We start from the raw sequence: 25212 nt of genomic DNA on the forward strand, positions 1-25212 counted from the left end.
GCCGACGGCTCACGACACGGCCGCCCCCACCCGCCGGGCCACTTCCTCCGCGGCGAACCGTACGAACCCCTCCGGATCCGGCTCGTCCCCCGTCGGCTGGAGGATCACGGAGTCGGCCCCCGCGTCGGCCAGCCGCTGGACCGCCTCGGCGACGGCAGCAGCGCCCGCCCCCGGCCACTCCGGGACCGGGCTCGGAGCCGACACCCTCGGCGATCGGCTCGGCGCAGAGCCGCTCGTCCGCGCCGGGTCCGGTGGCGGTGAGGAGATAAACGACAACCGTGTGCGCCGCGGCCTCACGCCCGGACGCCGCACGCCCCTCGTCGATGAGACGCCGGGCACGCCGGACGCCTTCGGGTGGGGTGGACGCCGTGAGAACGGTGCCGGCGGCGACCTCGCCGGTGAGCCGCAGGGTACGCGGCCCGGTGGCCCCGGCGAGCACCTCGGCCTCGCCCTCGGGCGGCCAGTCGAGGGCGACGTCGTCGAGTGTGACGTACCGCCCGTCGACGCTGAGCCGTTCTCCGCGCAACAGGGCACGCAGCGCGACGAGTTACTCCCGTAACAGCGTCACCGGCGACTCGGCCCTGGCTCCGACCTGGCCCATCCAGTCCTGCACCCCGTGCCCGACACCGATGACGGCCCGGCCGGGGAACATCCGGTGCAGGGTGGCGGCCTCCATGGCCGTGACGGCGACGTTCCGCAACGGCACGGGGAGCAGTCCGAGCCCGATCCGCACCCGCTCCGTCCAGGCCAGCGCGGCGGCGGCCGTGGAGATCCCGCCCTCCCGGAAACAGTCCTCCCCCAACCACAGCTCGTCCAGCCCGGCGTCCTCCGCGCTGCGGGCAACGGCACGAAGACGCTCGGGAGCAAGCTGCGGCCGGAACACGGCACCAAGTGTGGTCATGGCGGAGTACCTACCCGAGGCTTTCGAAGCTGACGCTCTCGGCGATCGTCCGGTACTCCTCGCGCCGCGCGGGAGCCGTGGTGGTGAGCGTGAGGACAGCGAGCCGCCGGCAGTCCGGATGGGGAAGGTGGGCATGCACCTGCGGAAGCGGCCGCTGCGGCACCCCGCTCTCGCTGCCGGGGGTGGAGGTCGACTCGCTGAGCGTGGCGGGCCCAGCGGCCGATTCGACGAACTCAACGCCCTGATGCCCGCCACCGGCCGTCACGGCACGGGCAGCGGTGACACCCCGGGGCGCAGGTGCGAACTCCCGCCAGGAAACCGTAAACAACGAGAACAACGGCCCTCCAGCCCCAATGCAATGCCGGGAAGTTGAAGGCGGCGGGCGGTTGTCAAGCGGTTCCGGGGATTCTGTGGTTTGGAGGGTGCGCGAACGGGGCCTGCGGTAGTTGAGAAGTCGACCAAGACAAACTCAACACCGGAGGCCCCGTTGCCGGGTCAGTCTGGCACGACGACGTTCACCCGCACCATCACTACGGCGGGTGGACTGTATGCCCCTGGACACTTGGGGGCTTTGACCAGGTTCGTTCCGTTCGAGTTGGTGGACTCCGTTCTGGAGGGCCTGGGTCGGCGTACCGTGGTGCGCCGGGTCCCCTCGCGAGTGGCGGTCTACTTCGTACTGGCGCTGGTGCTGTTCCCGGGGCTGGGGTACGGGCAGGTGTGGGACAAGCTGATCGGTGCGGTCCGCCAACTCGGTGGCGGCGTCGAACTGCTGTCCCGCACGAGCCTGGGAGGGTTGCGTCGCAGGTTGGGGCCGGTTCCGTTCAAGGAGCTGTTCGAGGTCGTCGCGGGACCGCTGGGTGGCCGCCGGACGGTGGGCGTGTTCTACCGGGGCCTGCGCACGGTCGCGTTCGACGGCTGCAGGTCGACCCGGGTGCCGGAGTCCGCGGCCAACCTCGCCTGGCTGGGCAAGCACCGCCTCAGGGGCGACGCGCAGGCCAGCTACCCCCTGCTGCACCTGATGGCCCTGATGGAGACCGGCACCCGGGCGGTACTGGGAGCGGTGCTCGGTGCGACGCGAGGCGAGGTCGGCATGGCACTGGAGCTCATGGACCGGGTCAAGGAGGGCATGCCCCTCCTCGCGGACCGGGGCTTCGACTCCAACGAGTTCATCCGCGCGGTCCACGCCGGCGGGGCCGCACTGTTGCTGCGCGCGTGCGCCACCCGCAGACCCGTGGTGCTGAAGATCCTGCACGACGGCTCGTACCTGTCGGTGATCGCCGGGGTCCCGGTCCGCATCATCGAGGCCCGGACCACTGTCACCTGCGCCGACGGCAGCACCCACCGCGGCGACTACCGGCTGATCACCACCCTGCTCGACGCCCGCCGCCACCCCGCCGGCGAACTCGTGACCCTCTACCACCAGCGCTGGGAGATAGAAGTCGCGTTTCTGGCCCTGCGCCACACCATGGTCGGCGGCCAGGTCCTGCGCTCGCAGGACCCCCAGGGACTGCGGCAGGAGATGTGGGCCCTGCTCACGGTCTACCAGGTCATCCGCACCGCGATGGCCGACGCCACCGATGCGATCTCCGGCTGCGACCCGGACCGGGCCTGCTTCACCGTCGCCCTGAACACCGCCCGCGACTCGCTCATCACCGCCACCGACATCCTGCCCGCACCAGGATGCGAACTGACCAGCACCATCACCCTGGCGGTAAGCGAGAACCTGCTGGACCCCCGCCGCCCACGCATCAGCGCACGCACCGTCAAATCCGCCTCCAGCCGATACAACTGGAGACCCGTCGACGAGGACCGCCCCCAGGTCAGCACGCCGGTCACCAGGATCGACACCGCCATCCACCCACCACGGGCCGCGCTCCTGATCCCCCGGGCCACCACCGCACCAGCACCCGCCCCCGAGCACCACGCCCCGCCGCGACCGCGCCCCCAGATCCCACTCCCGCCGCCGGCCCCGCCACACACCACCCGCCTGCAGGATCTTCGGGCGCTCATGGCCACCGCCCCCGAACGCCACTGGCGCCTGGGCGAACTCAACGCGCTCCTACGCCTCGAACCCGTCAACGGACTCGGGCGCCAACTGCTCACCTGGTCACAGCGGGGAATCCTGACCAGGACCGGACACGGCACCTACGCCCTCCCCGAAGGCCCACCCATCACCTCCCGGCGCAGTCTTCGCCCAGAAGACGTCCTCACCGTCATGGCCACCGAACCCGAACGCCACTGGCGCCCGAGGGAACTGGCGGAAGTCATGGGGACCTTCAAGGAGAGCACTCTCGCACAAGTCATGAGCACCTGGTCACACAAAGGACTGCTGACCAAGACCGCTCCAGCCGTCCATACCCTCCCCGGCAAGCCCACAACACGCCACGCCAGCGAACCAAGAAACGCAACAAAACATCACAAACCAACCAGATCGATCTCCTCAGCCCCGCCCTCAACCCGAAGAATTGAACACCAAATCATCCAAGCCGCTTGACAACCACCCGCCGCCTTCAACTGTCCGGCATTGCATTGCCTGGGTCTCGGAGCCTGCGCCTTCTCCACCAGGAACGACATCCGCCCGGGCCGGCGTGACGGTGACCGCCATGACGAGGCCGACCAGGACAAGTCCTCCCAATGGCAGACGTGTTACGGCTGACACTGGGCGGCTCCCCTCGACGAGACAATGCGGGATGTCTACCACACGCCCTCGGCACTCTTTTCGAGCTTGGTGTTGTAGAGCACGTAGCTGTTCTTGGTCACGGGCGCCTCATGGACCTTGTTGGTCTTCTTGTCCTTGCTGAAGCCCTTGCTCTCGTCCGCGCAGAAAATGATCACCGCCGACTTCTCATCCTTGAGAGTCACTTTGCTTTCGTAGTAACGGACTTCGCCCGTCATCGTGGCCCCAGCTTTTTCGAACTGGTTGACCCGGGATAGAGCTGCTTCCAAAGCCTTGCCCGTGTTGCAGAAGGCCAGAGCCTCGCCGTTGGCGTCTGTGCCTGCAATGGCTGCGTCCACCGCCCTCATGCGCTCTGCGTTGTCCGCCAGGACGGCGTCCTTGACCTGATCACCCGTTTCCTCGCCCTCGAAGACCAGCGTGTCATCAGACGGCAGTTCGATCTTCGGGCGCCCCTCGGCGGCCGGCGCCGATGATCCACCCGGCGAGGCCGGCTTCTCGCCCCCCGTGCCCGCGCCCGCGATCTTGTCGCTGTCCTTCCTTGTTCTTGGCGGAGCCCTCCTCGCTGTCGCCGCACGCGGACAGCGTCAGGGCTGCGGTGGCGGTCAGCGCGAGCACTGCGAGCCAGGGTATGGCGGCGGTTCACGGTGCCGGCTCCCGGTGGGGCGAGGCTTCTCTCGAGCGAACCCACGCTATCCAGCGATGCGTAACGACACCAGGAAAGTCAGCGACGACTTGCCGGGCGTATACGACCAAACTCTTGGCCGCTCGCCTGTCTTGGGGCGGCGCCCTTACGCAAGTCGGCATCGCCGACGCTCCGGCTCTCGACGTCGGCCGGAGGCGTTGTCACAGGGGGACGCTAGGTTCACTGCTTGTGGGGCCGGTCGTGGTGGTTGGAGCCGCCATTCCACCTTGCCCCAGATATTTTTGACGAATCATCAGGAGATACTGTCATGAGCATGGAAGCCACCTACGCGGACTTCTCCGTCAGCCCGGCCCGGCTGGCCAACGCCGATGTCCGGCACGACGACGGCCGGTTCGCCGGGGCCCATCTGGCGCTCGGCGCGGGTGGGACCGTGACCATGGAGTTCGAGGTGGAGGACCCCGAGGACATCCCCCAGGCGACGCTCACCGTCACCGCTCTTGTCTCCAAGCTCGGCCCCGAGCCCGGGTACGCGCCCGTCGACATCCTGCTCCAGGGCGAGGCACTGGCCGAGGGCCTCACCGTGCCCGGTGGCGGCGACCTCCCGCAGGACAACGTCTTCGCTGTGCCCGGACATCTGCTCAAGGCCGGGACCAACACCCTGGAGATACGCTGCTCCGCCAAGGCCCGCAGCATGTTCTGGCTCTACCGGATCACTCTCGACCCCGTCGCCCAGCGGGGCCGCTCCGAGCGCGCGTGGAATGCGGAGGCCGCCCGGGACTCGGTCTTCACGTACCGGACCGAACGCCGTTCCGCCCACGCCTCCCCTTTCCGCTCCTGGCAGGCGGCCCCGCGGCTGCTGTTCCACATCGACCGGGACGAGAACTCGCTGCCCGCGCAGCTCAGCTGGAAGGGTGACGACGGTACCGAGACGGCCATCAGCTTCCAGTCCAACATGTCGGACTTCCACGGCGTCCACCGTGCCGCCGACGGTACGGCGTACGAGTACCGGGGCCGTCTCACCGGCAGGTGGCCGTACGCGGAGGGCATGCCTGACGCCCCGGTCTCCGGCTCGCACCACCTGCACCGCTTCCGCACCGAGGAGGGCTGGGGCGGCGGCTGGCACCGTTCCCACGAACTGCGGCTCCTGGTGGACGACGGCGGCCCCGCCCCCGCGGAGCGGGTGTCCTGGCGCGACCAGCGCGGGAACTCCGGAGTGGCCGTGCTGCACACCCTGTCGAACGAGGTCGGGGCCACCGAGGTCGAGGCGAGCGACGAGTTCGAGGAAGCCGGCGAGATCGCGGAAAACCTCATTGAGGACTCCCACGACAAGTGGCTGGCCGGCGACGACGTCGCCCTGCTCGACTTCACCCTCGCCCGTCCCGCCGCCGTCACCTCGTACACCCTCACCTCCGCGAACGACTGCGCCGAGCGCGATCCTCGCGACTGGACCCTCCTCGGGTCCCACGACGGCACGGCCTGGACCCCCTTGGACGTGCGCATCGGGGAGAGGTTCACCGACCGCTTCGAGACGCGGGAGTTCTTCCTGCGTCCCCGCGCCGACATGCCCGCCTTCCGTCACTACCGCCTCGACATCACCCGCAACTCCGGCGGGAGCGAGACGCAGCTCACCGGGGTCCGTTTCGTCGCGGCCCCCTCCGGCAAGGGGTTCACCGGCTACTACCAGCGCTACAACGAGGGGCCGATCGGCTACCGGGGTACGCCGGTTCCCTCCGCGCCCGCCGCCGCCCTCCCGGCACCCCTCCTCGTCTCGGACCTGGACGCCGCCGTGGAGAGCCTGACCGGCACCGCCCAGACCCTTGCCGCCCTTGCGGCCCGCCTCCGCGGCAACTGACCATAGGGAGGCGGGAAGAAACGTAAGAGACCGAAGAGGCGGGAGGGGCGGGGTGTTGATGGCGGCCTGGCGAGACGGGTGTGGGGAGTTGGTCGTGCCGGGTCACGAGGGACGGCCGGACGTGCGGGTACCGCTGGAGATCGCCGCCTCCTACCGCACCCGCACCAAAGGGCTGTTGGGGCGGGACTCGCTCGACGGCGCGCTGCTCCTCTCCCCCGCCAACAGCATCCACACCTTCCGTATGCGCATGCCCATCGACGTCGCCTATCTGGACCGGCGTCTGCGCGTCATCGCTGTACGCACCATGGCTCCGGGACGGCTGGGGCTGCCGAGGATGCGGGCGCGGCATGTCGTCGAGTCCGGGGCCGGGGCGATGACGGGGTGGGGGCTGAGGAGAGGGGTGCGGGTGACAGTGCTGACGAGCCCTCCCGGCCCCAGCATCGTGAAGGCGGCGCCCGCCACGCCGCACGACTAGTGCCCTGCGCCGGGAATTCGATCAAGATGTGAAGCGAGGTGTTGAAGGATCTCGTCGGCGTCCTTCGTCCAGACGAAGGGCTTCGGGTTGTCGTTCCGCTGGGCGGTCCAGGCTCGGATGCCCCGTTCCAGGGCCTGGAGGTTCTTGTGGACTCCGCGTCGTATCTTCTTGTCCGTCAGCAGGCCGAACCGTCACACGACTTGGTTGAGCCAGGACGAGTGGGTCGGTGTGAAGTGCAGGTGGAAGCGGGGGTGGGCCTCCAGCCACTTGCGGACCGCCGGCGCCGTGTGGGTGCTGTAGCTGTCGCAGATCAGGGGGACGTCGAGGTGGGCGGGAACCTCCTTGTCCAGCTCGGCGAGGAACTTCTTGAACCCCGCTGCACGGTGGCGGTGGATGGAGCTGATCACCTCGCCTGTTGCGACGTCCAGGGCGGCGAACAGGGTAGTGATGCCGTGACGGACGTAGCCGTGGGTACGGCACTCGGGCATCAGGGCTTCGGCGTAGTCCGATGTCGTCCGTTTTGATCATGTGAGGCCGAGAAGGGCAAGGGGCCGGGTGTGGTCTCGGGCTTCCCGTCGGAGGCCGGAGGCGATGTTGCGGGCGCCGGTCGGGCGGAGAGCTCCGATCGCGAGGTTTCTGCAGGTGGCCATCGCTCTGGGGGGTGTTTCCGGTCCTCCGCAGCTGGGAGGCGTCCTCGGCGGAGGTGACGTCCCTGACGTGGCGCAGGGCCTCGACGCTCCGGTGCCTTCGAATCAGTCGGGCGAGCCGAGCCGGCCTGCTCGGCGGTGAGGCCGGTGACCGCGTAGACGGTCTTGAGGCCGATCTTCCCGGACTTGCGGTGGACGCGGCGGTGGACGATCCGGACGGCCTGGCGGACGCCGGGAAAAGCAGGTTGCTGACCCGTGCACACCTTCAGCCGGCGGGTCTCCCGGCGGCCGTGACCGGTCGCACGGGTCCTGTCCTGCAGTGGGATCTGCTTCCAGGAAAGGGACTTGAGCTGCTGACGGAGCTTCTTCGTGTTGCGCTCGGCGATCACGATGTAGTGGGCCTGCCGGTCGAGCAGGTAGACGGCGTGGTCATGCCGGGTGTGCATCGCGTCGCTGGTGACGACCGTGCCGGCCAGATCCCCGATGCTGTCGAGCAGAGGCCGGCAGCGGGTGATCTCGTTGGTCTTCTCACCGACGTCCATCTGGGCCAGGACCAGTGCGTTCGCGTGGTCACAGGCGGCCAGGAGGTGGATTTCCCGTCCCTTCGCGCGGGCCGCACCCCGCGGCGGCTCCTCGTCGACCGCGAGCCCTCTCAGCCCTTGCCCCCCTGGTCTTCCGGTCCGCGAGCCAGGCTCCGACCGCCCGGTCCAGGGCGTCCGCGTCGATTCTGGCGAGCAGTCGCCGGATCGTGGATTCCGCGGGCCAGGACCGTTTCGGGACCAGCGGGTCGACGACCGTGCCGAGCCGTTCGAGCAGGGCGGCGGTGCGTCGGCCACCCCTCCACTCACCGCGAGCAGGGATCGCGCTCCGGCGAGGACCGTGCAGGCCGTCAGTGCCAGGAGCGTCACGAGAGGATGCCGTTCTCCCCGTGGATCCCGCGGGGCCGGGACCTGCGCGAGGCGTTCCAGCAGATCCGGAGGGTCGCTCCCGGACACTTCCGGATGCGGTCTGAGCTGGTCGAAGGCAGGGGAGATCAGAGATGATGCATCGGCAGGCACGGGCAGTCCAAGGTCGCAGAGCGTAGAGAACTCCATGATCGCGGACGTCCGTGCCTGCTCTGCGCCGGCCCCTGCCCGACATGACGAGACGTCAGCAACCGGGCGTCAGCCGACCGACTGCGCCGAAGTTTTGACCGAGGAGGGCGCGGCAGTACGCGACTCCCGGTTCGCGCTCCATCCAGATGTTGCCGGTGAGGGGTCTCCGTTGTTGCGTTGTCGGACCATCCGGCTGGTTTCCGCTGCGCCCTTCGAGATGCACGACGAATGGATCGTCCTACCTCGCCACCACCTCCCCGAAGGGGATATGGGCGATATCTGCCGCAAACTCTCTTTTAGTTCCTTCGTGCCACCCAACGCACCGAAATGCAACCGCCAGTTGATCCCCAACACCATGACGGGGGACACTACCCGGCGGATGCGTGTTCCCGACCGAGTGGCACTTGCTTCAATATCCTCCCGTGCAGGCCATCGGGAGCCATTTACCCAAAGATTGCCGGGCAGTTGACCTCAGGGTTTCGTGGTAGCGTTCCTGCCCGGTGGGACAGTGCAACCTGAAAGGGAAATCGTGAACACGGAGAAGATCGCCGCTCGCCGCCTCTCACTGGAAGAGGTGACGAAGCTCGGCGTGAAGGACAGGCTCTTCGTTTCCGCCGACACGGCAGAACTCAAACTTCCCGACTGCTATGTCCCTGCTTTTCTGACCAAGTCCGGTGGGGATTTCGAGGGCGGCTCGATCACGGCGAGAACCGTATTCCAGGAAGAGGTCTCCTGCCTTCCCGACGACGAGGATGAAGCCGGAATCTACTTGGCCGACGAGAACGGCTCGGTGACCATCGAGGTCCTCCAGTCCGCCGGTGTCGTGCTGGACCTGGCACTTTTCGTCCCTGGTGGGGACAAGGGGGCCCTCACTGCCCTTTACGCTGCGGCCCGGCAGGCGTTCGGCGCCGACGTCGTGCAGATCTGGCGCCAGGGCCTCAAGGAGGTTCCCGACGTGAAGGTCGACATCTTCGAGGAGCAGACTCCCCGGGGGCGCAAGGGGAGCGACAGCCCCAAGCGTGACCGTCGCGCGATCGACACCTACCCCACCCGCGCGGACTTCATCGAGTTCTCCGCGGGGTGGAAGCGGGTCGTTGAGGTTCACAGGCCGATCGTTGACGACACCCCGACCATCTGAGGCGGCGTCACCTCTCGTCTCGACCTGAGAGGACGCCGAGAACGCATGCGCCGGATCCGACGGCTCCCTGAGCTGCCCAGGGAGCCGTCGGAAAATAACCCACGAATGTCGAAGCGCCGTTCCACCGGGGCAGCGCTTCCTCGGTCATGGGCACCACGTACGCCGTCCAGTGCGCGGCGCTCGGGGTGACCTCGGCGGCCGGTGGGGTCGTCAATCGGTGTACGACTCGAGCGTGCCGCGGCGGCGGACGTCGAGGGTCGCGCAGTGGAACGAGCCGCCGAACGGCGCGTAGTGCAGCAGGTCGCACGGGATCGGCTCGAAACCCCATTTCTCGAGTGCGCGCAGCATGTCCGTGTGGTGGCGCTCCGCGATCACCCGCTTCTCGTCGATCATGAGAACGTTCATGCTCAACCACTTGCCGCACATCGAAGTGACCTTGAGCAGACGCTCGTCGATCGGACGGGGCCCGGGGGCGATCAGGACGTCCCACGAGCTCAGGACGTCGGGCAGGTGGTCGACGTCGACGTATTCGGGGTTGACCAGTACCTTGCCGGGCGCGAGGGGGACGAACGTCGTGTCGATGTGCATGGGGGTGCGGCAGCGGCTCTTGATCTCGTGGATGCGGTAGCCGGGCCCGAGATGGCGGCGCAGCCAGTCGATGCCCATCCGGTTGGTGACGTTGCTCCGCGTGACGAACAGGTCGCGTCCCGCGCGCACGAAATCCGCCGCGTCGAACACCGGCTCGAACTCGGTGAGGATGTAGCGCATGGGCTCGCCGGCCTCGGGGACACGGAAATCCGCCTCGAAGAGTTCGTCGGTGAGCTGCGGCTTGGGAGCCGCCGTCCAGCGCGCGCCGCCCCGGAAGTACTCCTTGAGGATCATGCGATAGGAGTGGGTCTCGAAATACCGGCACGGCCATGCCATCGGGGTCTCGATGATCTCGTCACCGATCACCAGCATGCTGTCACGCGGGCACGTGTTGCAGAAGCCGCGTGACGACCAGTCGGGGGTGCTGAAGCGTCGCCGGTGGTCGACCTCGTCCGGGCGCCTGACGGTGACGTCGAGGGACTCCAGGAGGGCGACGAACTGGTCGAGCTCCTGCTGCGCCCGCTCGACCAACAGGCGCGGGTATCTGAATCCGGCGGCAAGCCCCTGCATCCGTGCCGCCCATGGCGGGATGTTGCAGGTCACGACCGGATGGTCGGAGGGAATCGTCGCGCCGTCGAGACGCCCGACGATGATCTCCTCCAGCGGGTCCCACTCGTTGTGCGAATTGACCGGCGAGACGAAGGGCTCCGAGTCGCTGTCAGTCGTGGCTGATCGCGCCGGACGCGAATCCTTGTCTGCCGCTGCCGTCGGCCTACCGGGCCTTGGCGTTACCGCCATGATCAACCGCTTTCGATCGCAAAAGTCAGTAACTCACCCTATTCAACGCGTTGCGTCAGGAGATGTACAGGACCGGTGCGTGTCCACGAGTAGGACCAGGTGCGCAGCAGGACGGAACCTCGCTCGGATCAAAGATCCGGGAATCGCACGAGCGTTTTAGTGGTTCTCAGTTCTCAGTTCGGGGGAACGTGATCTCGACCCTGCGGTTCTTCTTGCGGCCGGCCTCCGTCGAGTTGTCGGAGATCGGGTACTGCTCGCCGTAGCCGCGTACCTCGTACGTGACGTCGGGGTCGTTCAACTCCTGTTCCAGGACGGCGTGGACGGCGTTCGCGCGTCGGCGGGACAGGACGTCGCCGTGGGCCGAGGAACCCAGGTTGTCCGTGAAGCCGAAGACCCGGATCCTCGCCGCGTTCTGCTTTTTGATCTCCTCGGCGATCGCGCCGATACGGGCCTGCGCCCGCCCGCTGAGCTTCGCGCTGTCCTTGCCGAACAGCACCTCCGCCTGCAGCGCGAACGTCACCTCCGTGTTGGTGTCCTCGCGGCGCTCGTCACCGCTCTGCTCCTCGACGACCTGCTTGATGTCCAGGACCTTCGGCTCGGCGAGGGTGGCTCCGTCTGGGAGCTTCAGGTCCGGGTCGTTCGGGTCGAGGCGGACGGGTGCGGAGGCAGTGGCCCCGGAGTCCGGGGGGGTGCTGGGGTCGTCGGCGGCGGCGGTGCCGGTGGCGCCGTAGAGGGTGGTGGCCACCAGGACGGTTACGGAGGTTGCTACGACTGCGAGGCGTGGGGCCTCCAGTCCGGTGGGCAAACGGATCATTGGCGGCCTCACCCAGAAATCTTGATGTCGCCAGTGGCGAACATCGGCAACTGGAAGGTCACTTCGGTCGTCTCGCTCGGAGGCGACGGGAATTGCATGAAGACAGGCACGGTCTCGCCGGACTTGACCCGACTGATACCCGTTGTGGTGAGGGGACGACCCTCTGTGTCACGCAGAACGTAGTAACGCTTCTTGCTCTTTGAATCGACCAGTGTCGCTCCGCCGAGGGACTGGCCGTTCCTGATCACTTCGGTCTCATTGCCACTCAGTTGTGCAGGCAGAGTGAGTGTCTTGTCACTCTCATTCTTCAGGACGCCGTTGAAGGTGACGAAGCCTCCCGCATCCCGGTCTGCGGAAGTGACTTGAAGCAATAGGCCGTCAGGCCCCTTCAATTCGACCTGGACCTCGTCCGTCGGCCCCTCCTGAGCACTCGGGTTTGACCCGTCACCCTTTGAAGGGGACGCCGACTTCTCCGGGCTCTTGTCGTCGTCTTTGCCCCCACCGCAGCCAGCCACCCCGAGGGCCAGTCCGGCCACAACGGTCAGCGCGACCATCCCCCTCTGGGCCTTCGTCGTGAACCAAATGCTCATGCCTCTGCTTCCTTAGTCACTCGTGGTTCGTCGGTCAGTCGGCCAGGTGGACATCGAAAAGGTCCTCGGGCTGCGGAAGGAGTTCCACCGGGCCTTCCGGATCCAGTTCCCACTTTGTGCCCTTGCAGGTGAGCAGAGGCAGTGTGTCCTCAGCCTCGTCCTCAGCCAGAGGGTCGAAAGCACAGCGAAAATCGATCACCGCGGTGGCTTTCTCCTGCGACTTCATGTTTTCGGTGCCGGGCACGATGGAGTCCCCCACGGTGTCGGTGGTCTCGACTTCGACCGTGTAGCCCAGCGGGCCGTTCTGTACGCACCCCAGGACGGCCGCGTCGTTCTGTGCCGCTAGTTGCCGTGCGCGCCAGCACGAGTCGTCGAGTCCTTCCGCGCTGCCGTCGAAGATCGCCTGCCATTTGGTCGAGTCCAGGAGATCCTCGACCCAGGCACCAGCGAGTTGGTCACGCCTGTCCTGCGCCGCAGCCAGCGCCGCGGCGTCCGCGGCCGTCTGAGCGCCGTTCCTGTTGGCCGCGGCTTGCCCGACCGCCAAGTACGCGAACGCGAGAAAGAGCAGGCCCCCCACCACCGTCAGATAGATGGGAAAGGCCTGCCCTGCGTCGCCGAACCTGCGGAACCGCCTCAACCGCCGGTTACCTCGGTGATCTTGTCCGTGATCGCATTGAAGATCGTCTGCCCGATGCTCATCCCCGTGATGGCCAAAACGATCGCCACCACCACCGCGATGATTCCCAGGTACTCCACCGCTGTCTGCCCCCTGTCGTTGCGGGCGGTGCGGGACTGGAGGTACGTGACCGTGGTGTTGATCCAGTTGCTCATGGTGTTCCCCTCCGGCTGACGCGGTTGCGGCTTCCTTCAGGGTGCCGCATTCGATATCAGCAACGTACGGCGAATTTTGCAGTCCGCCAGAGGGCCCCAGGACCCAATCCCGGGCCCAGTTGCCGGGCCGCCGCTTCGTCCCCCCTGACGTCACCACAGGTCACCCCAGTCCTCGTGCGGAATCCGGGGCCGTGCCGAGCCACTTGGCGGCGGCTTCGGAACGGCTGGTGCTGTGCAGCTTGGCGAAGATGCGGTTGATGTGGTTCTTGACCGTCTTCTCGCTGATGAAACAAGTGGCGGCGATCTGCTGGTTGTTCATCCCGGATGCGATGTGATCCATGATCTCCGCCTCTCTGCTGCTCAGTTGGAACCTCGACCTGCCGGGAACAGCCGGACCACGACCGCTTGTCCACCCTGACGACGACTGTCCCACACCTGGTTGCAGTTGCGAAAGGCTTTGCGAAGAAGCGGATGGGGCGGTAGGCCGACGTGCACTCAATACACCTGGCGAAAGCACCTGTTGAGGATTCATATACTGAAGCTTCTTCTTGGAAAGTTCGTATGCAGTCGCATCCGTCCGGATTCCCAGGCCTTCCGGCAAGGGCGGACCCGAGGGCGTCCTGCGGAGTTGGGCCAGCAGCGCTTCTGCCGCCGCGGGGGTGAAGTGGGGGCGGCCGTGGCTGATGCCCCTTACCGCCGCGATCAGTTCGTCCGCCGTGAACTCGCCGTGGACCAGGTAACCACCCGCTCCCCTGCGCAGTGCCTCTTCGACGGTCTCCGACTCCCCGCTGTACGTGAGCATCACCACCGGGGCGATCCCCACCAGGTACGGAAGTGCCGAGATGCCGTCCATGCGCGGCATCCGGACGTCGAGGAGGATGACGTCCGGATGGTGGTCGCGGGCCGCCTCGCAGGCCTCCTGGCCGTCTGTCGCCTCCGCCACCACCCTTGCCTCTCCTCGGCCGGAGAGCAGGGCCGTCAGGCCTGCGCGGACCACCGGGTTGTCGTCGGCGACGAGGACCCGCAGGGCCACGGCGGGCGGGGGGCCCTGGTTCGTCGCCATCTGTGCCATCTGCGCCATCTGTGTCATCGGGCCGCTTCCGCTGTCGCGCGGGTACTGATGAGTGGTCTCGCGGGCGCTGTCGGGAGTTCCAGCCGGACCTCCGTGCCTCGCGGGTGGGCACCTCGGCCGATGCGGATGCGGGCGCCGATCGCCGCCGCGCGCTCGACCATGCCGACCAGGCCGAAGCGGCCGTCCCTGCGGAGTTGTTCGAGGGTCGTGCCGGGCGGGAGGCCGCGGCCGTCGTCGTGGACGGTGATGCGGAGCAGGCCGCCGTGGACGCCCGCGCTCACGGCGACTCGTGTCGGGTGCGCATGGCGGTGGGCGTTCTCCATCGCCTCTGAGACGATGGAGAGCAGTTGGCGGGCCACCGTGAGGGGGACACGCACGGGGCGGGGCGGCGTCCCGGCCCCGTCGTCATCGCTTGTTCGGCGGAAGGTCGCCGGAAGGCCTGTGCGAGTACTGAAGTTGCTCGTGCGGGCTGCCAGTTCGCTCACGATCTCCTTGTCGCCCTGCCACGCGCCCGCGTCCCCGGGCCTCCCTCCCCTCAGGTCCGCCAGGAGTTCGCGGGACTCGGCGGCGGCGCGGCGGGCCGAGCGGGCGACCAGTTCCGCCTGTTGCCGTACCAGCGCCGCGTTCACGTGTCCGGCGCTCGCCGAGCCGGCGAGGCCGTCGGCGGCCAGGGCGACGCCGTACAGGGTCTTCGCCACCGAGTCGTGCATCTCGCGGGCCAGGCGGGTGCGTTCCTCGCTGACCGCCTCCGTGGCGGCCAGGCGGGTCTGGACTGCCGTCAGGGCCCGGGCGGCCGTGCCGAAGCGGAGCATGAGGTCTCGGAGGCTGGAGCCGACCGCGCCCGTGACGACGCAGAGGCCTGGCAGGAACAGTGTCTCCGTGAGGCCCGCGGGCGGGGCCGCGTCCGCCAGGGTCCCGCGGACCAGGAGCAGGATCAGGCCCTGGAGGGAGGCGAACGCCGCCGCCCCCCGCCGGCCGTAGACCAGACCCGCGAGGAGCGGGGTGCAGACGCCGGCGTACGCGAGGAGGCTGTCGGGGCCGGCGGAGATGAGGAGCAGGGCGCCGAAGAGGGTGTCCACGGCGAGGAGAGCGGGGTGGCGCAGGAGGAAGGGGCCGAAGCGTTCCCAGTCCCGGACGAGGACGTAGGACGCCATGAAGGTGCCCACGACCGCGATGCCGACCAGGCGCACCCCCCAGCCCGGCCCCGCGTTGCGGAGGGCGGCGGGGGCGGCCAGCGCGATCACCGCCAGCCGGAAGCCGAACACCTGCCGGCACAGGGCCTGGAGTGCGTTGATCTGGAGGCCGACGGCCGGGGACTCGAATGCCGGTACGGGTTCCGGTGGGGGTGGGGATGCGGGTGCCTGCGGAGTGGCCCGGTCCGTCGCCTCCGGGACAGCCGGCTCCGGAAGGGGCGAACCGTCCGCCGAGGGCACGCCGGTCCCGGGCCGCCGGGTACGGCACCGGCGCAGCAAGCCCCTGCGGCCCCTGTGTCCTGAGCGCGGCCTGCGCTCCCCTGTCATCGCCATCCTGCTGTTCACCGTCCCTCGCCCCGTCCCTTCTCCTCGGCCTCGTCCCGCTACTCGCCCGTGATCGAGCCGAAGTCAGTGCCGGAGCCCAGGATCAGGCCCGCGCCGAGGAGGATCATCGTGGCCGGGACCATGAACGTGGTGATCATCATGGTGGCCTTGGGGATCGCGCGGGCCGCCTTGCGTCGGGCGTTCTGCGCGTCCGTGCGGCGCATGTCCTTCGCGAGGGCGACCAGCGTCTCCACGATGGGGGCACCGAGTTCCTCGCCCTGCTGCAACGCAGTGACGAACATGGCGACCTGCTCGGAGTCGTTGCGTCGGCGCAGTTCCGCGAAGGCCTGGCGGCGGCTCATACCGAGGTCCATCTGGCGCAGCGTGATGCGCAGTTCGTCCGCCCACGGGCCCTCGTACTTGGTGGCGACCCGGTCCAGGGCCTGCCGGAAGCCGAGGCCCGCGCTGACGACGACGGCGAGGACGTCCAGGAAGTCCGGCAGGGTCCGCTCGATCACGTCCCGGCGGATCCGGATCGCCGACCAGATGCCGACCTCCGTCCAGAACGCGCCGAAGGCGAGCAGCAGCAGGGCGACGAAGAACTGCCCGCGCATGAGGAAGACCAGGAAGCCGAGGCCGCCGAGGAATCCGTAGACCGCGCGGCGGGCGGCGTAACGGTCGATGGTGAGGCCGCCCGGGTTGCCCGCGAGGTCGATCCTGCGGCGGTACCTGGCGACCCGCTGGGAGCCCATGAGACGCAGGACGGCGGGGGCGTAACGCATGCCCATGCGGTCGACGAGCGAGTCCACCGCACCGGTGCGGGTGGCGCCGACCTCCAGGGCAAGGACCAGGTCGGCGGGGAGTTTCGCGTCGGCGCGGTACATGCGTACGCCGGCGAAGACGCCCCCTACGGCGACGGCCGTCACCAGCGCCAGCAGAAGTCCCATGCCGGTCACTCCTCCCTCCTCATACGTCGATGCGGGACAGGCGGCGGATCAGGACGAAGCCGACCGCGTACAGGCCAAAGGCGACGATCACGGCGCCCTGGCCGACCGGGGAGCCGGTCATGCGTTCCAGGGCGCCGTCCTTCACCCCGTTCATCAGGAACAACGAGCCGACCCCCAGAACGGGGACGGCGTACGACGTCATGCTGACCTGGGAGAGCTGGGTACGGACCTCGCGCCGGGTCTCCTTGCGCTCCTCCAGGGTGTCGGTGAGGTTCCGCAGGGCGCTGACGACCTGGCCGCCCGCCCGGTTGGAGAGCACCAACGTGGTGACCAGAACGATGAGTTCACGGGAGGGAAGACGTTCGGCCAGCTCGCCCAGCGCGTCGTCCATCGAGGCACCGAGGGCCAGCTGGTTGTCGACCTTGGCCAGTTCCTCGCCCGCCGGCGCCTCCAGCTCCTCCGCCGCCATGCCGATCGCCGTCCGCAGGGCGAGGCCGGCCTGGGTGGCGTTGGCCAGGATACGGGCCAGTTCGGGGAGTTGGTTGATGAACTTCTCGATGCGTTTCCGGCGCTGCCAGTCGAGGAACTGGAACGCCAGCCAGATGCCCAGGATGCCGGCGAGCGGGCCGAAGAACGGGGCGAGGATGGCCTGGCCGGTGAGGAAGAGCCCCAGGGCGAGGGCGACCATGCAGGCGACGAACTCGCCCGGGGTGATGTCCAGGCCGGTCGCCACCAGGCGCAGTTCCAGTTTCCTGCCGGACGCGGTGCGGCGCAGCCTGCGGTCCAGGGTGGGGAAGTGGCGCCGGCGCCCGCCGACCGTGACCTGCCCGGTGTACGACAGCCGTTCCACCAGTTCCTGCCGCTGAGCCCTGCCCGCGGCGTACGTGTGCACGCCGACGACCGCGAGGACGCAGGTCAGCAGTGCGATGCCGGTGGTCAGCGTGATCAGGTCCTGCAGATCCATGATGGCGGTCCTACCTGGCTTCTCGGGTGGTGAGCTGGTCGAGGGAGCGGGCGACGCCGAAGGCCTGCGGGACGGGCTGACTCGCCATGTAGAGGCGTTCGGCCGTGCGGCGCGGGAGCGGGTGATGCTCGTACGAGCCGTAGATGCGGCCGTCGCCTGCCATCGGCTGCGCGTTGAACCGGGCGACCGTGGCCAGCCGGTACGGTTCGCCGCCGTGGCTCTCCAGCAGGGCGATCTCGGTGATGCGGCGGGCGCCGTCGGCGAAGCGGGTGAGCTGGACGACGACGTCGACGGCGCTGTTGATCTGGTCGTGCAGCGCGACGAAGGGGATCTCCACCTCCGACATGGAGGCAAGGGTCTGCAGGCGCATCAGGGCGTCCTCCGCGCTGTTGGCGTGGACGGTGGCGAGCGAGCCGTCGTGGCCCGTGGACATCGCCTGGAGCATGTCCAGGGACTCGCCGCCGCGGACCTCACCGACGACGATCCGGTCGGGGCGCATGCGCAGCGAGTTGCGCACCAGGTCGCGGATGGTGATGCGGCCCTTGCCCTCGACGTTCGGCGGGCGCGCCTCCAGGCGGATCACGTGCGGCTGCTGGAGCTGGAGTTCGGCGGAGTCCTCGATGGTGATGATGCGTTCGCCCTCGGGGATCAGGCCGGAGAGCGCGTTGAGGAGGGTCGTCTTGCCGGTGCCGGTCGCGCCCGACACGATCACGTTGAAGCGTGCCTGCACCAGGCCCGCCAGCAGGTACAGCATGTGCTCGTCGAGCGAGCCGAGGCCGATCAGCTCGTGGAGGGTGAAGGAGCGCGGGAAGCGGCGGATGGTGAGGGTGGCGCCGGTCAGGGACAGCGGCGGGATGATGACGTTGACGCGCTCGCCGGAGGGCAGGCGTGCGTCCACCATCGGATTCGACTCGTCGACCCGACGGTTGACCGTCGAGACGATGCGTTCGATGGTCTGCATCAGCTGGTCGTGGGAGGCGAAACGCATCGGCAGCTGCTCGACGCGTCCGCCGCGCTCGACGAAGATCGCGTCGGGGCCGTTGACCATGATCTCCGTGACGGAGGCGTCCTCCAGGAGCGGTTCCAGGATGCCCAGGCCGAGTGCCTCGTCGACGACCCTGCGGATCAGCTGCGAGCGCTCCACGGTCGACAGGACCGGACCCTCGCGGCTGATGATGTGCCCGAGCACCCGCTCCAGTCTCGCCCGGCGCTCGCCGGCGGCCAGCGAACTCATCTCCGCGAGGTCGATCTCCTCGAGGAGCTTGGCACGGTAGGAGGCGACCAGATGGCCGTCCTCGCCCCGGCTGCCCTTCTCCTCGGGGGAGTTGATACGTGACCGCAGACTCATGAGTCCGGCGCTCCTCGTTCCTGGTTCGTGGTGAATACCTGGGGGCTGGTCGATGGTCGGCTGGTCGGGCGGGTGTGCGAGTGGTCGGTCAGGTCAGGTCCTGTTCGGTTCGATCCGGTCAGTGGTCGACGGGCATCGTGGCGGTCTTCGTGGCCTGGCCGAAGTCCCAGCCCGGCACGATCGACGGGATGCCGATCGTGGCGGTGACGGTGACCTCGTCGCCGCCCCCGGACGCCCCGCAGTCGGTGCGCCCGGCCAGCCAGCCACTCACCGCCACCGCGCAGGCCGGGCCGGCCGCCCCGTCGAGCGAGGCGCTGCGGGCCCCCGCGCGGGCGGCGGTACCGGCCTGCTGGGCGGTGTACGCGATCAGGCCCAGCTGGACGGCGGCCATGGCGACGATGATCAGGACCGGCAGGAAGCCCAGGTACTCGATCGCCACCTGCCCGCGGTCCCCCGGCCTCCCGGGCCCGCCCCGCCGCCGTCTGTGCCTGCGCCCGTGCTCGTGCTCGTACCTGTACCTGTACCTGTACCTGTGCCCGTGCCTGTGCCCGTACGACATCTAGTCCCCCACCTCCTCCTCCACCGCGCCCGCGTGGCCGTTCACCTCGAAGGGGAAGGTGGCTGTGCCCGGGAAGAGGACGGGGACGCCCAGTGTCACGTCTGCGGTGACGTAACCGCCCCCGGTCGCGCACGTCACCGTCGCCGCCCCCTCCCAGGCACCGGGCAGTTTGTCCAGCCCCGCCGCCTCGCAGGCGCCCTGGCGCGCGCCGGGGTCAGCGGCGGTGGCCGCCCGTACCGCCTCGTCCGCAGCATTCCCCGCGAGGGTGAACGTGTATCCCAGCAGCACGAGTTGCCACAGCACCACGAGTGTCACGAGGATCGTCGGGATCATGCCGAGGAACTCGATGGTGACCTGGCCCCGGTCACGGTCCTGGTTGCCGGCACGCTCACCGTCATGGTCATGGTCATGGTCGCCGTCACGGTCACGGTCACAGCCCAGGCAGAAGCACGGCTCCTCCCCCTTCATCACCCTCACCCCCCTCCGTCCTTGCGCCGCCGGAGGCTCACCGCTCCCCGGTCTCCGCGCTGCCGGTCGCCGCGCAGCCGGTCTCCCCGCAGCCGGCCGGGCTTCTGGGCGCCCTCGGGGGCCCTGGCCAGTCCCAGCTCCCCGGCCAGGGCCCACAGCGCCTGCTTCACCGCGCTCCTGTTCTCCAGTTCGTGGACCCGGCCCGCGTCCACGACCGACTGGAGTTCCTTGAAGTTGGCGGGAACCACGGTGGCCGCGACCGCGGTGCCGGTGATCTTCTGGATGAGGGGCGGCTGGATCTCCGTACCCCGGGTGTGGCGGTTGACGACGACCGTGGTCTCCTCCGCCTTGCGGATCTGGAGCCGGTCCCACATCCGTACCGTCCGCTTGGCGCCCCGGACGGAGACGACGTCCGGGGTGGTGACCAGGAGGGCGGTGTCGGCGGTCTCGACGGCGGCCGCGCCGGCCCCGACGAGCTGGGCGCCGGTGTCGACGACCACGACCTCGTAGCGGGAGCGCAGGGCGCCGACGATATGGCGGGCGGCGCGGTCGGTGACGTCCTCGCCTCGTTCGCCCTCGGCGGGGGCGAGGAGCAGGGTGAGGCCGGTGTCGTGGCGGAAGACGGCGTCGGCCAGGACGCGCGGGGAGATGTCGGTGATCGTCGCGAGGTCCACGACGGACCGCCGGAACTGGACGTCCAGGAAGGAGGCGACGTCCCCGCTCTGGAGGTCCAGGTCGACCAGGGCGGTGCTGCGGCCGGACGCCTGGGCTGCGAGGGCGAGCTGGATGGCGGTCAGGGTCACGCCCACGCCGCCCTTGGCCCCGCTGACGGTGACGACCGTGCCGCCGACGCCGGTGAACACGTCGCTGCCAGCTCCGAGATGACGCCGTACGCCGGAGGACCACTGGGCGACGGCCTGGACGCGGGTGGCGAGTTCCTCGTAGCTGAGCGGCAGGGCGACCAGGCCACGGGCCCCGTAGTCCATCGCGGCCTGGAAGAGGCCGGGACTGACGTCGGAGGTGACGAGGATGACGCCGACGGCGGGGAAGCGCAGGGCCACTTCGCGGATCAGTTCCAGCGCGGGGACCGGGCCGATCCGCTCGTGCACGACCACGACCTCGGGCAGTTCGTCGATCGACTCGGCGGCCAGGCGCGCGAGGGTGTCGACGAGCTGGGTGGAGTCGACCACCGGGGCCACCGGCTCGGCGTCCGGGAGCTGACTGAGCAGCGTGGTGATGGACCGGACGGCGTCCGCGTCACCGACTGCCGGGAGGATCCTCGTGGGCATGCGGGCCTCTCACTTGTCCTTCGCGAGTTCGTACGTACGGTCCTGCTCGGGAACCGTGGTGTCGCCGCCGGGGGCGACGAGCGCGAGTCTGACCCGCTGGGCGAAGGACTCGGCGTAGGTGATGCGCTGGGCGTCGATGGCGGACAGCGCGAAGGTGATGGGGACGGCGTCCGTGGGCTGCCGTCCGCGGTCGTTCTCGTCGGGTTCCAGGGCGGTGATCCGGCCGACGTCGAGGACCTTGGCGTTGGTCACGATGATCTTCGACTGGGCCGGGGTGCCCTCGCGCTCCCCCTCGAAGGTGGCGTAGACGTTGACCGACGAGCCCGGCGTGATCTTTCCGGCGACGCCGGTGGCCGCGTCGATCATGATGGCGACCTCCTGCTGCCCCGGCTGCAGGGCGGGCTGGTTCACGACCATGTCGCTCTGCAGCAGGGAGCCCTCCTGCAGCGTGGTGACGGCGATCTTGCCCCGGATGTCGCCGAGATCGGTGACCGCGTTCGCCGAGAGCCAGCGCTCGGGCATCTCGATCTTCTCGAACTGGCTTGTCCTGAGCGGCGTGTAGGGCGCCACATCGGATTTCAGCCGGTACGCGCTGACCTCGGGACCGACCTTGGACTCCACGTCGTTGATGACGGAGAGCACGCCGGCGAACGCGGCGAGGGCGCACAGGATCGACAGGAGCAGGAGTATCACGCCGCGGCGCTGACGGGAGTTCATAGACCGTGCAACCTCATTGGGGGATATGGGCCGAGCGGGACGGTGGGAGACCGCGTTTCGTGTGCGGGTGGGGTGTATGGGGTGCGGGGCGGTGTGCCGGTTCAGCTGCCGCGGACGAGGGCTCTGCTGCCGGTGCCTCGGCCGCTGTCGATGCCGCGGGGGCTGTCGTGGGCGGGCACGGACGGTGGTGTGGCCGAACAGAAGACGCACCGGTCGCCGATGACATCGATGCCGCACCAGTGGCAGCTGCCGCGCCGCACGCTCGTGACCAGTTGGTAGAGGACGGAGAGGTCGGGGAGATAGGTGCAGAACTCGATGACCTTGCCGGTCCCCCACCAACTCGAGGACTCGGCGGGAAGCGGCGTCTCGCGCAGTCCCTGCACCTTCCAGGACGGTGCCAGGGTGCCGGTGACCCAGTCGGACTGGAGCTGCCCCTTGGCGACGAGCATCCAGGTGCCGAACTCCGGTCCGTCCAGAACGGCTTCCGGGCCGAGGCGGACGAGTTGCGGCTGCGGGTGGGCCAGAACGGCGAACTGGCTGCCGGGCATCCACGACTTGGCGTGCTGTTTCAGGTTCACGGGGACCCGGTCGAGCCGGGCGACGGAGCCGAGCAGGGCCCCGGAGTGGATGTAGTGGACCAGCAGCCGGCCGGCCGAGGCGAGCACGCCGGGGCTGAGGTCGCAGGAGGCGAGCTGTCTCAACTGGTGTGCGAGTGCGGCGAGTCCGAGCGGGGGCAGATCGGGGCTGAAGAGGGCGATCCGGTCGCTCTCCAGCAGGGAGCGCAGGGTGTGCAGCCGCCGCAGGACGGCGACGGGCGTCGCCCTGGAGCAGACCACGATGACGTACCCGTGCTGCTCGACGAGCGCCTGGAGTTCGGTCAACGCCTGTTCGAGCGGCAGGGTGGCGATGTCCCGCAGGACCACGGCGGGCAGGGTTCGTTCGTCCTGCGGTGGCAGTGCCAGGTCGGCACTGGTCACGGCAATGGCAGTTGGCACGCGCGGCTCCCCGTTCTCCCCATGCCCCTCGGCCCACCGGACGTCACTCCGGTACACCCTGATGACTTCGCTGCGTGACTATGCGAGCACTGTAACCACGGCTTTGTGGCCGGAGAACAGCGTTCGTGCAGCTCGTAAGCAACTGACGTTGCACAAGTTGCGCCAAAACGGGGCACGTTGAGCATCTTGCCGGTCTCGACGCAACCCGCAGGGCGGAGGTCCCGCACACCGCCTTGACGCCGGGACCCCGGCGCGGGGCCGCCCGACGGACCGGCCCGCCGGGCGGCCGGACACGGCCCGGCACCCTCGAATTGGTCTGGACCCATTGACAACCCGATTGGTCTGGACCACCTTGTTGCTCCAACGACGACGCCCACAGTCATCCCCATGCCCCTCTCGCTTCTCCCCTCTCGCTTCTCGCTTCTCCCCCCTCTCTCCCTCTCTCCCCTCCAGTCCCTCCTTGCATCCCCCTCTTTCCGTACCTCCTTGTCCAGCCCCCTTCCCCCACCCCCACAGGAGGCTTCAGTGGACCGCACGCCAGCCACGACCGACCGCAGAAACAGAACGGTCCGCCGTCCCGGCCGCCTCCGGGCGGGTGCCCTCGTCTCGGCCCTCGCTCTCACCCTGCCCCTCACGGGTGCGGGCCAGGCGTCCGCGGCGGACGTGAACAACGTCGGGAACGCCGGTTTCGAGTCGGGTCTGAGCAACTGGACCTGTTCGGCGAACAGCGGCACGACCGTCTCGTCCCCCGTGCGCGGCGGCACGGCCGCACTCAAGGCCACCCCGGCCGGCCAGGACAACGCCCGCTGCACGCAGACCGTCGCGGTGCGGCCCGACTCCACCTACTCCCTGAGCACCTGGGTGCAGGGCGGGTACGCCTACCTGGGGGTGACCGGCACCGGCACGACGGACGTCTCCACCTGGACCCCGGACTCCAGCACCTGGAAGCAGCTGACGACGAGCTTCCGCACCGGCTCCGCGACCACGTCCGTGACGGTCTACACCCACGGCTGGTACGGACAGCAGCCCTACTACGCGGACGACCTGTCGGTCTTCGGCCCCGACGGAGGCGGAGGCGACCCGGACCCGACCGTCCCCGGCACCCCGAGCGGTCTGAGCGTCTCGGGCACGACGGCGTCGACGGCGTCTCTGACCTGGAACTCCGTATCAGGGGCGACGCGTTACACCATCTACCGGAACGGTACGAAGATCACGGCGGTGACGGGCACGTCGGCGACGGTGACCGGGCTCGCGGCCTCCACCTCGTACTCCTTCCAGGTCGCGGCGACCAACGCGGCGGGCGAATCACCCAAGTCGACGGCGGTGACGGCCCGGACGACGGAGGACGACGACGGTGGCGGCGGCGACCTGCCCAGGCACGCGGTGACCGGCTACTGGCAGAACTTCAACAACGGTGCAGCCGTTCAGCGCATTTCGGACGTCCCGGCCCAGTACGACATCATCGCGGTCGCCTTCGCCGACGCGACGGGCACACCGGGCGCGGTCACCTTCGACCTGGACTCGGCGGGCCTGAACGGCTACACCGTCGGCCAGTTCAAGGCGGACGTGCGGGCGAAGCAGGCGTCGGGCAAGAAGGTCATCATCTCGGTGGGCGGCGAACTGGGCACCGTGTCGGTGAACGACCCCACCTCCGCGACGAACTTCGCGAACTCGGTGTACGCCGTGATGCAGGAGTACGGCTTCGACGGCGTCGACATCGACCTGGAGAACGGCCTCAACGCGACCTACATGACGCAGGCGCTGCGGTCGCTGTCCGTGAAGGCGGGCCCGGACATGATCCTGACGATGGCCCCGCAGACCATCGACATGCAGTCCACGTCCAACTCCTACTTCCAGACCGCGCTGAACGTGAAGGACATCCTCACGGTCGTCAACATGCAGTACTACAACAGTGGTTCGATGCTGGGCTGCGACGGAAAGGTCTACAGCCAGGGCTCGGTGGACTTCCTGACCGCGCTGGCCTGCATCCAGCTGGAAGGCGGCCTCGACCCGTCCCAGGTGAGCCTCGGCCTCCCGGCCTCCACCCGCGGCGCGGGCAGCGGCTACGTCTCCCCGACCGTGGTGAACAACGCCCTGGACTGCCTGACCCGGGCCACGAACTGCGGTTCCTTCAAACCGTCGGAGACCTACCCGGCCCTGCGCGGCGCCATGACCTGGTCCGCCAACTGGGACGCCACCTCCGGCAACGTCTGGTCCAACACGGTGGGACCGCACGTCCACGCCCTGCCGTAACCGGTCCTCCTCCCCTCCCGAGCGCGCGCAGCGGA

Annotated in this window: 23 protein-coding genes and 2 pseudogenes; 5 read left to right on the forward strand and 20 right to left on the reverse strand. The window is 68.8% G+C overall.

Translation table 11 applies throughout. The annotated features are described in order from the left end of the window. Positions 1-9: 9 nt before the first annotated feature. Together HUV60_RS11500 and HUV60_RS11505 are read right to left on the reverse strand one after the other, a co-directional pair. Positions 10-901, reverse strand: a pseudogene (locus HUV60_RS11500) (LLM class flavin-dependent oxidoreductase). A gap of 10 nt (positions 902-911) precedes the next feature. Continuing rightward, entirely contained in the window at positions 912-1238 is a 327-nt protein-coding gene (locus HUV60_RS11505) for a hypothetical protein (protein ID WP_257847521.1), read from the reverse strand. 225 nt (positions 1239-1463) lie between these two features. Here HUV60_RS11505 and HUV60_RS11510 point away from each other — a divergent pair, with 225 nt between their 5' ends. After that, the gene (locus tag HUV60_RS11510) at positions 1464-3395 is read left to right on the forward strand and encodes an IS4 family transposase (RefSeq protein WP_269441174.1); all 1932 of its coding nucleotides are present in this window, start codon (positions 1464-1466) and stop codon (positions 3393-3395) included. A 200-nt stretch (positions 3396-3595) separates the two neighbouring features. On the opposite strand, the gene HUV60_RS11515 is transcribed toward HUV60_RS11510, so the two are convergent. Continuing rightward, the gene (locus HUV60_RS11515; RefSeq protein ID WP_257847519.1) at positions 3596-3916 is read right to left on the reverse strand and encodes a hypothetical protein; all 321 of its coding nucleotides are present in this window, start codon (positions 3914-3916) and stop codon (positions 3596-3598) included. A gap of 612 nt (positions 3917-4528) precedes the next feature. Between HUV60_RS11515 and HUV60_RS11520 the strand changes: the two genes are divergently transcribed. Next, positions 4529-6073: an alpha-1,2-mannosidase gene (locus HUV60_RS11520; RefSeq protein ID WP_257847518.1), complete on the forward strand. Its 1545-nt coding sequence runs from the start codon at positions 4529-4531 to the stop codon at positions 6071-6073. 58 nt (positions 6074-6131) lie between these two features. After that, positions 6132-6548 (forward strand): DUF192 domain-containing protein, encoded by a 417-nt coding sequence (locus HUV60_RS11525; protein ID WP_257847517.1) that lies wholly within the window; start codon positions 6132-6134, stop codon positions 6546-6548. On the opposite strand, the pseudogene HUV60_RS11530 reads toward HUV60_RS11525, so the two are convergent. Both HUV60_RS11530 and HUV60_RS11535 read right to left on the reverse strand, forming a co-directional pair. Next, a pseudogene (locus HUV60_RS11530) lies at positions 6545-7036 on the reverse strand (transposase); the annotation flags it as partial. The gene HUV60_RS11525 and the pseudogene HUV60_RS11530 overlap by 4 nt on opposite strands. Further along, positions 7036-8289 (reverse strand): ISAs1 family transposase, encoded by a 1254-nt coding sequence (locus HUV60_RS11535; protein WP_257847516.1) that lies wholly within the window; start codon positions 8287-8289, stop codon positions 7036-7038. The gene HUV60_RS11535 and the pseudogene HUV60_RS11530, both read right to left, overlap by 1 nt. Before the next feature lie 529 nt (positions 8290-8818). On the opposite strand from HUV60_RS11535, the gene HUV60_RS11540 reads away from it, so the two are divergent. After that, entirely contained in the window at positions 8819-9427 is a 609-nt protein-coding gene (locus HUV60_RS11540; RefSeq protein WP_257847515.1) for a hypothetical protein, read from the forward strand. Between the two features lie 210 nt (positions 9428-9637). On the opposite strand, the gene HUV60_RS11545 is transcribed toward HUV60_RS11540, so the two are convergent. The 15 genes from HUV60_RS11545 to HUV60_RS11615 form a co-directional block, all read right to left on the reverse strand. Continuing rightward, entirely contained in the window at positions 9638-10813 is a 1176-nt protein-coding gene (locus HUV60_RS11545; RefSeq protein ID WP_257847514.1) for an amidinotransferase, read from the reverse strand. Positions 10814-10979: 166 nt separating this feature from the next. Then, on the reverse strand, positions 10980-11627 hold the full coding sequence (locus tag HUV60_RS11550; RefSeq protein WP_257847513.1) for an OmpA family protein: 648 nt from the start codon (positions 11625-11627) through the stop codon (positions 10980-10982). Positions 11628-11635: 8 nt separating this feature from the next. Then, positions 11636-12217, reverse strand: a complete 582-nt coding sequence (locus tag HUV60_RS11555) for a hypothetical protein (protein ID WP_257847512.1) — start codon at positions 12215-12217, stop codon at positions 11636-11638. 34 nt (positions 12218-12251) lie between these two features. Further along, the gene (locus HUV60_RS11560) at positions 12252-12854 is read right to left on the reverse strand and encodes a pilus assembly protein TadG-related protein (RefSeq protein WP_257847511.1); all 603 of its coding nucleotides are present in this window, start codon (positions 12852-12854) and stop codon (positions 12252-12254) included. Continuing rightward, the gene (locus tag HUV60_RS11565) at positions 12851-13048 is read right to left on the reverse strand and encodes a Flp family type IVb pilin (protein WP_257847510.1); all 198 of its coding nucleotides are present in this window, start codon (positions 13046-13048) and stop codon (positions 12851-12853) included. Before HUV60_RS11565 ends, HUV60_RS11560 begins: the two co-directional genes overlap by 4 nt. A 160-nt stretch (positions 13049-13208) precedes the next feature. Further along, entirely contained in the window at positions 13209-14129 is a 921-nt protein-coding gene (locus HUV60_RS11570) for a response regulator transcription factor (protein WP_257847509.1), read from the reverse strand. Positions 14130-14134: 5 nt separating this feature from the next. Next, positions 14135-15646, reverse strand: a complete 1512-nt coding sequence (locus tag HUV60_RS11575; protein ID WP_257847508.1) for a sensor histidine kinase — start codon at positions 15644-15646, stop codon at positions 14135-14137. A 50-nt stretch (positions 15647-15696) separates the two neighbouring features. Then, positions 15697-16584 carry a type II secretion system F family protein gene (locus tag HUV60_RS11580; RefSeq protein WP_257847507.1) on the reverse strand — a complete coding sequence of 296 codons (888 nt, stop codon included), beginning with the start codon at positions 16582-16584 and terminating at the stop codon, positions 15697-15699. 19 nt (positions 16585-16603) lie between these two features. Beyond that, positions 16604-17548 (reverse strand): type II secretion system F family protein, encoded by a 945-nt coding sequence (locus tag HUV60_RS11585; protein WP_257847506.1) that lies wholly within the window; start codon positions 17546-17548, stop codon positions 16604-16606. A gap of 10 nt (positions 17549-17558) precedes the next feature. Next, positions 17559-18896: a CpaF family protein gene (locus HUV60_RS11590; protein ID WP_257847505.1), complete on the reverse strand. Its 1338-nt coding sequence runs from the start codon at positions 18894-18896 to the stop codon at positions 17559-17561. Between the two features lie 118 nt (positions 18897-19014). Further along, complete coding sequence (locus tag HUV60_RS11595) at positions 19015-19335, reverse strand: TadE/TadG family type IV pilus assembly protein (RefSeq protein WP_042175707.1); 321 nt, start codon at positions 19333-19335, stop codon at positions 19015-19017. Positions 19336-19455: 120 nt separating this feature from the next. Next, positions 19456-19788 (reverse strand): pilus assembly protein, encoded by a 333-nt coding sequence (locus HUV60_RS11600; RefSeq protein ID WP_234308024.1) that lies wholly within the window; start codon positions 19786-19788, stop codon positions 19456-19458. Positions 19789-19928: 140 nt separating this feature from the next. Further along, the gene (locus HUV60_RS11605) at positions 19929-21212 is read right to left on the reverse strand and encodes an AAA family ATPase (protein ID WP_257847504.1); all 1284 of its coding nucleotides are present in this window, start codon (positions 21210-21212) and stop codon (positions 19929-19931) included. 9 nt (positions 21213-21221) lie between these two features. Next, on the reverse strand, positions 21222-21929 hold the full coding sequence (gene cpaB / locus HUV60_RS11610; RefSeq protein WP_257847503.1) for a Flp pilus assembly protein CpaB: 708 nt from the start codon (positions 21927-21929) through the stop codon (positions 21222-21224). Positions 21930-22030: 101 nt separating this feature from the next. Beyond that, complete coding sequence (locus tag HUV60_RS11615) at positions 22031-22924, reverse strand: hypothetical protein (protein WP_257847502.1); 894 nt, start codon at positions 22922-22924, stop codon at positions 22031-22033. A 525-nt stretch (positions 22925-23449) separates the two neighbouring features. Here HUV60_RS11615 and HUV60_RS11620 point away from each other — a divergent pair. Further along, positions 23450-25177, forward strand: a complete 1728-nt coding sequence (locus tag HUV60_RS11620; RefSeq protein ID WP_257847501.1) for a chitinase — start codon at positions 23450-23452, stop codon at positions 25175-25177. Positions 25178-25212 lie beyond the last annotated feature (35 nt).

The sequence above is a fragment of the Streptomyces sp. KMM 9044 genome, from assembly GCF_024701375.2.
Classification (GTDB): domain Bacteria; phylum Actinomycetota; class Actinomycetes; order Streptomycetales; family Streptomycetaceae; genus Streptomyces.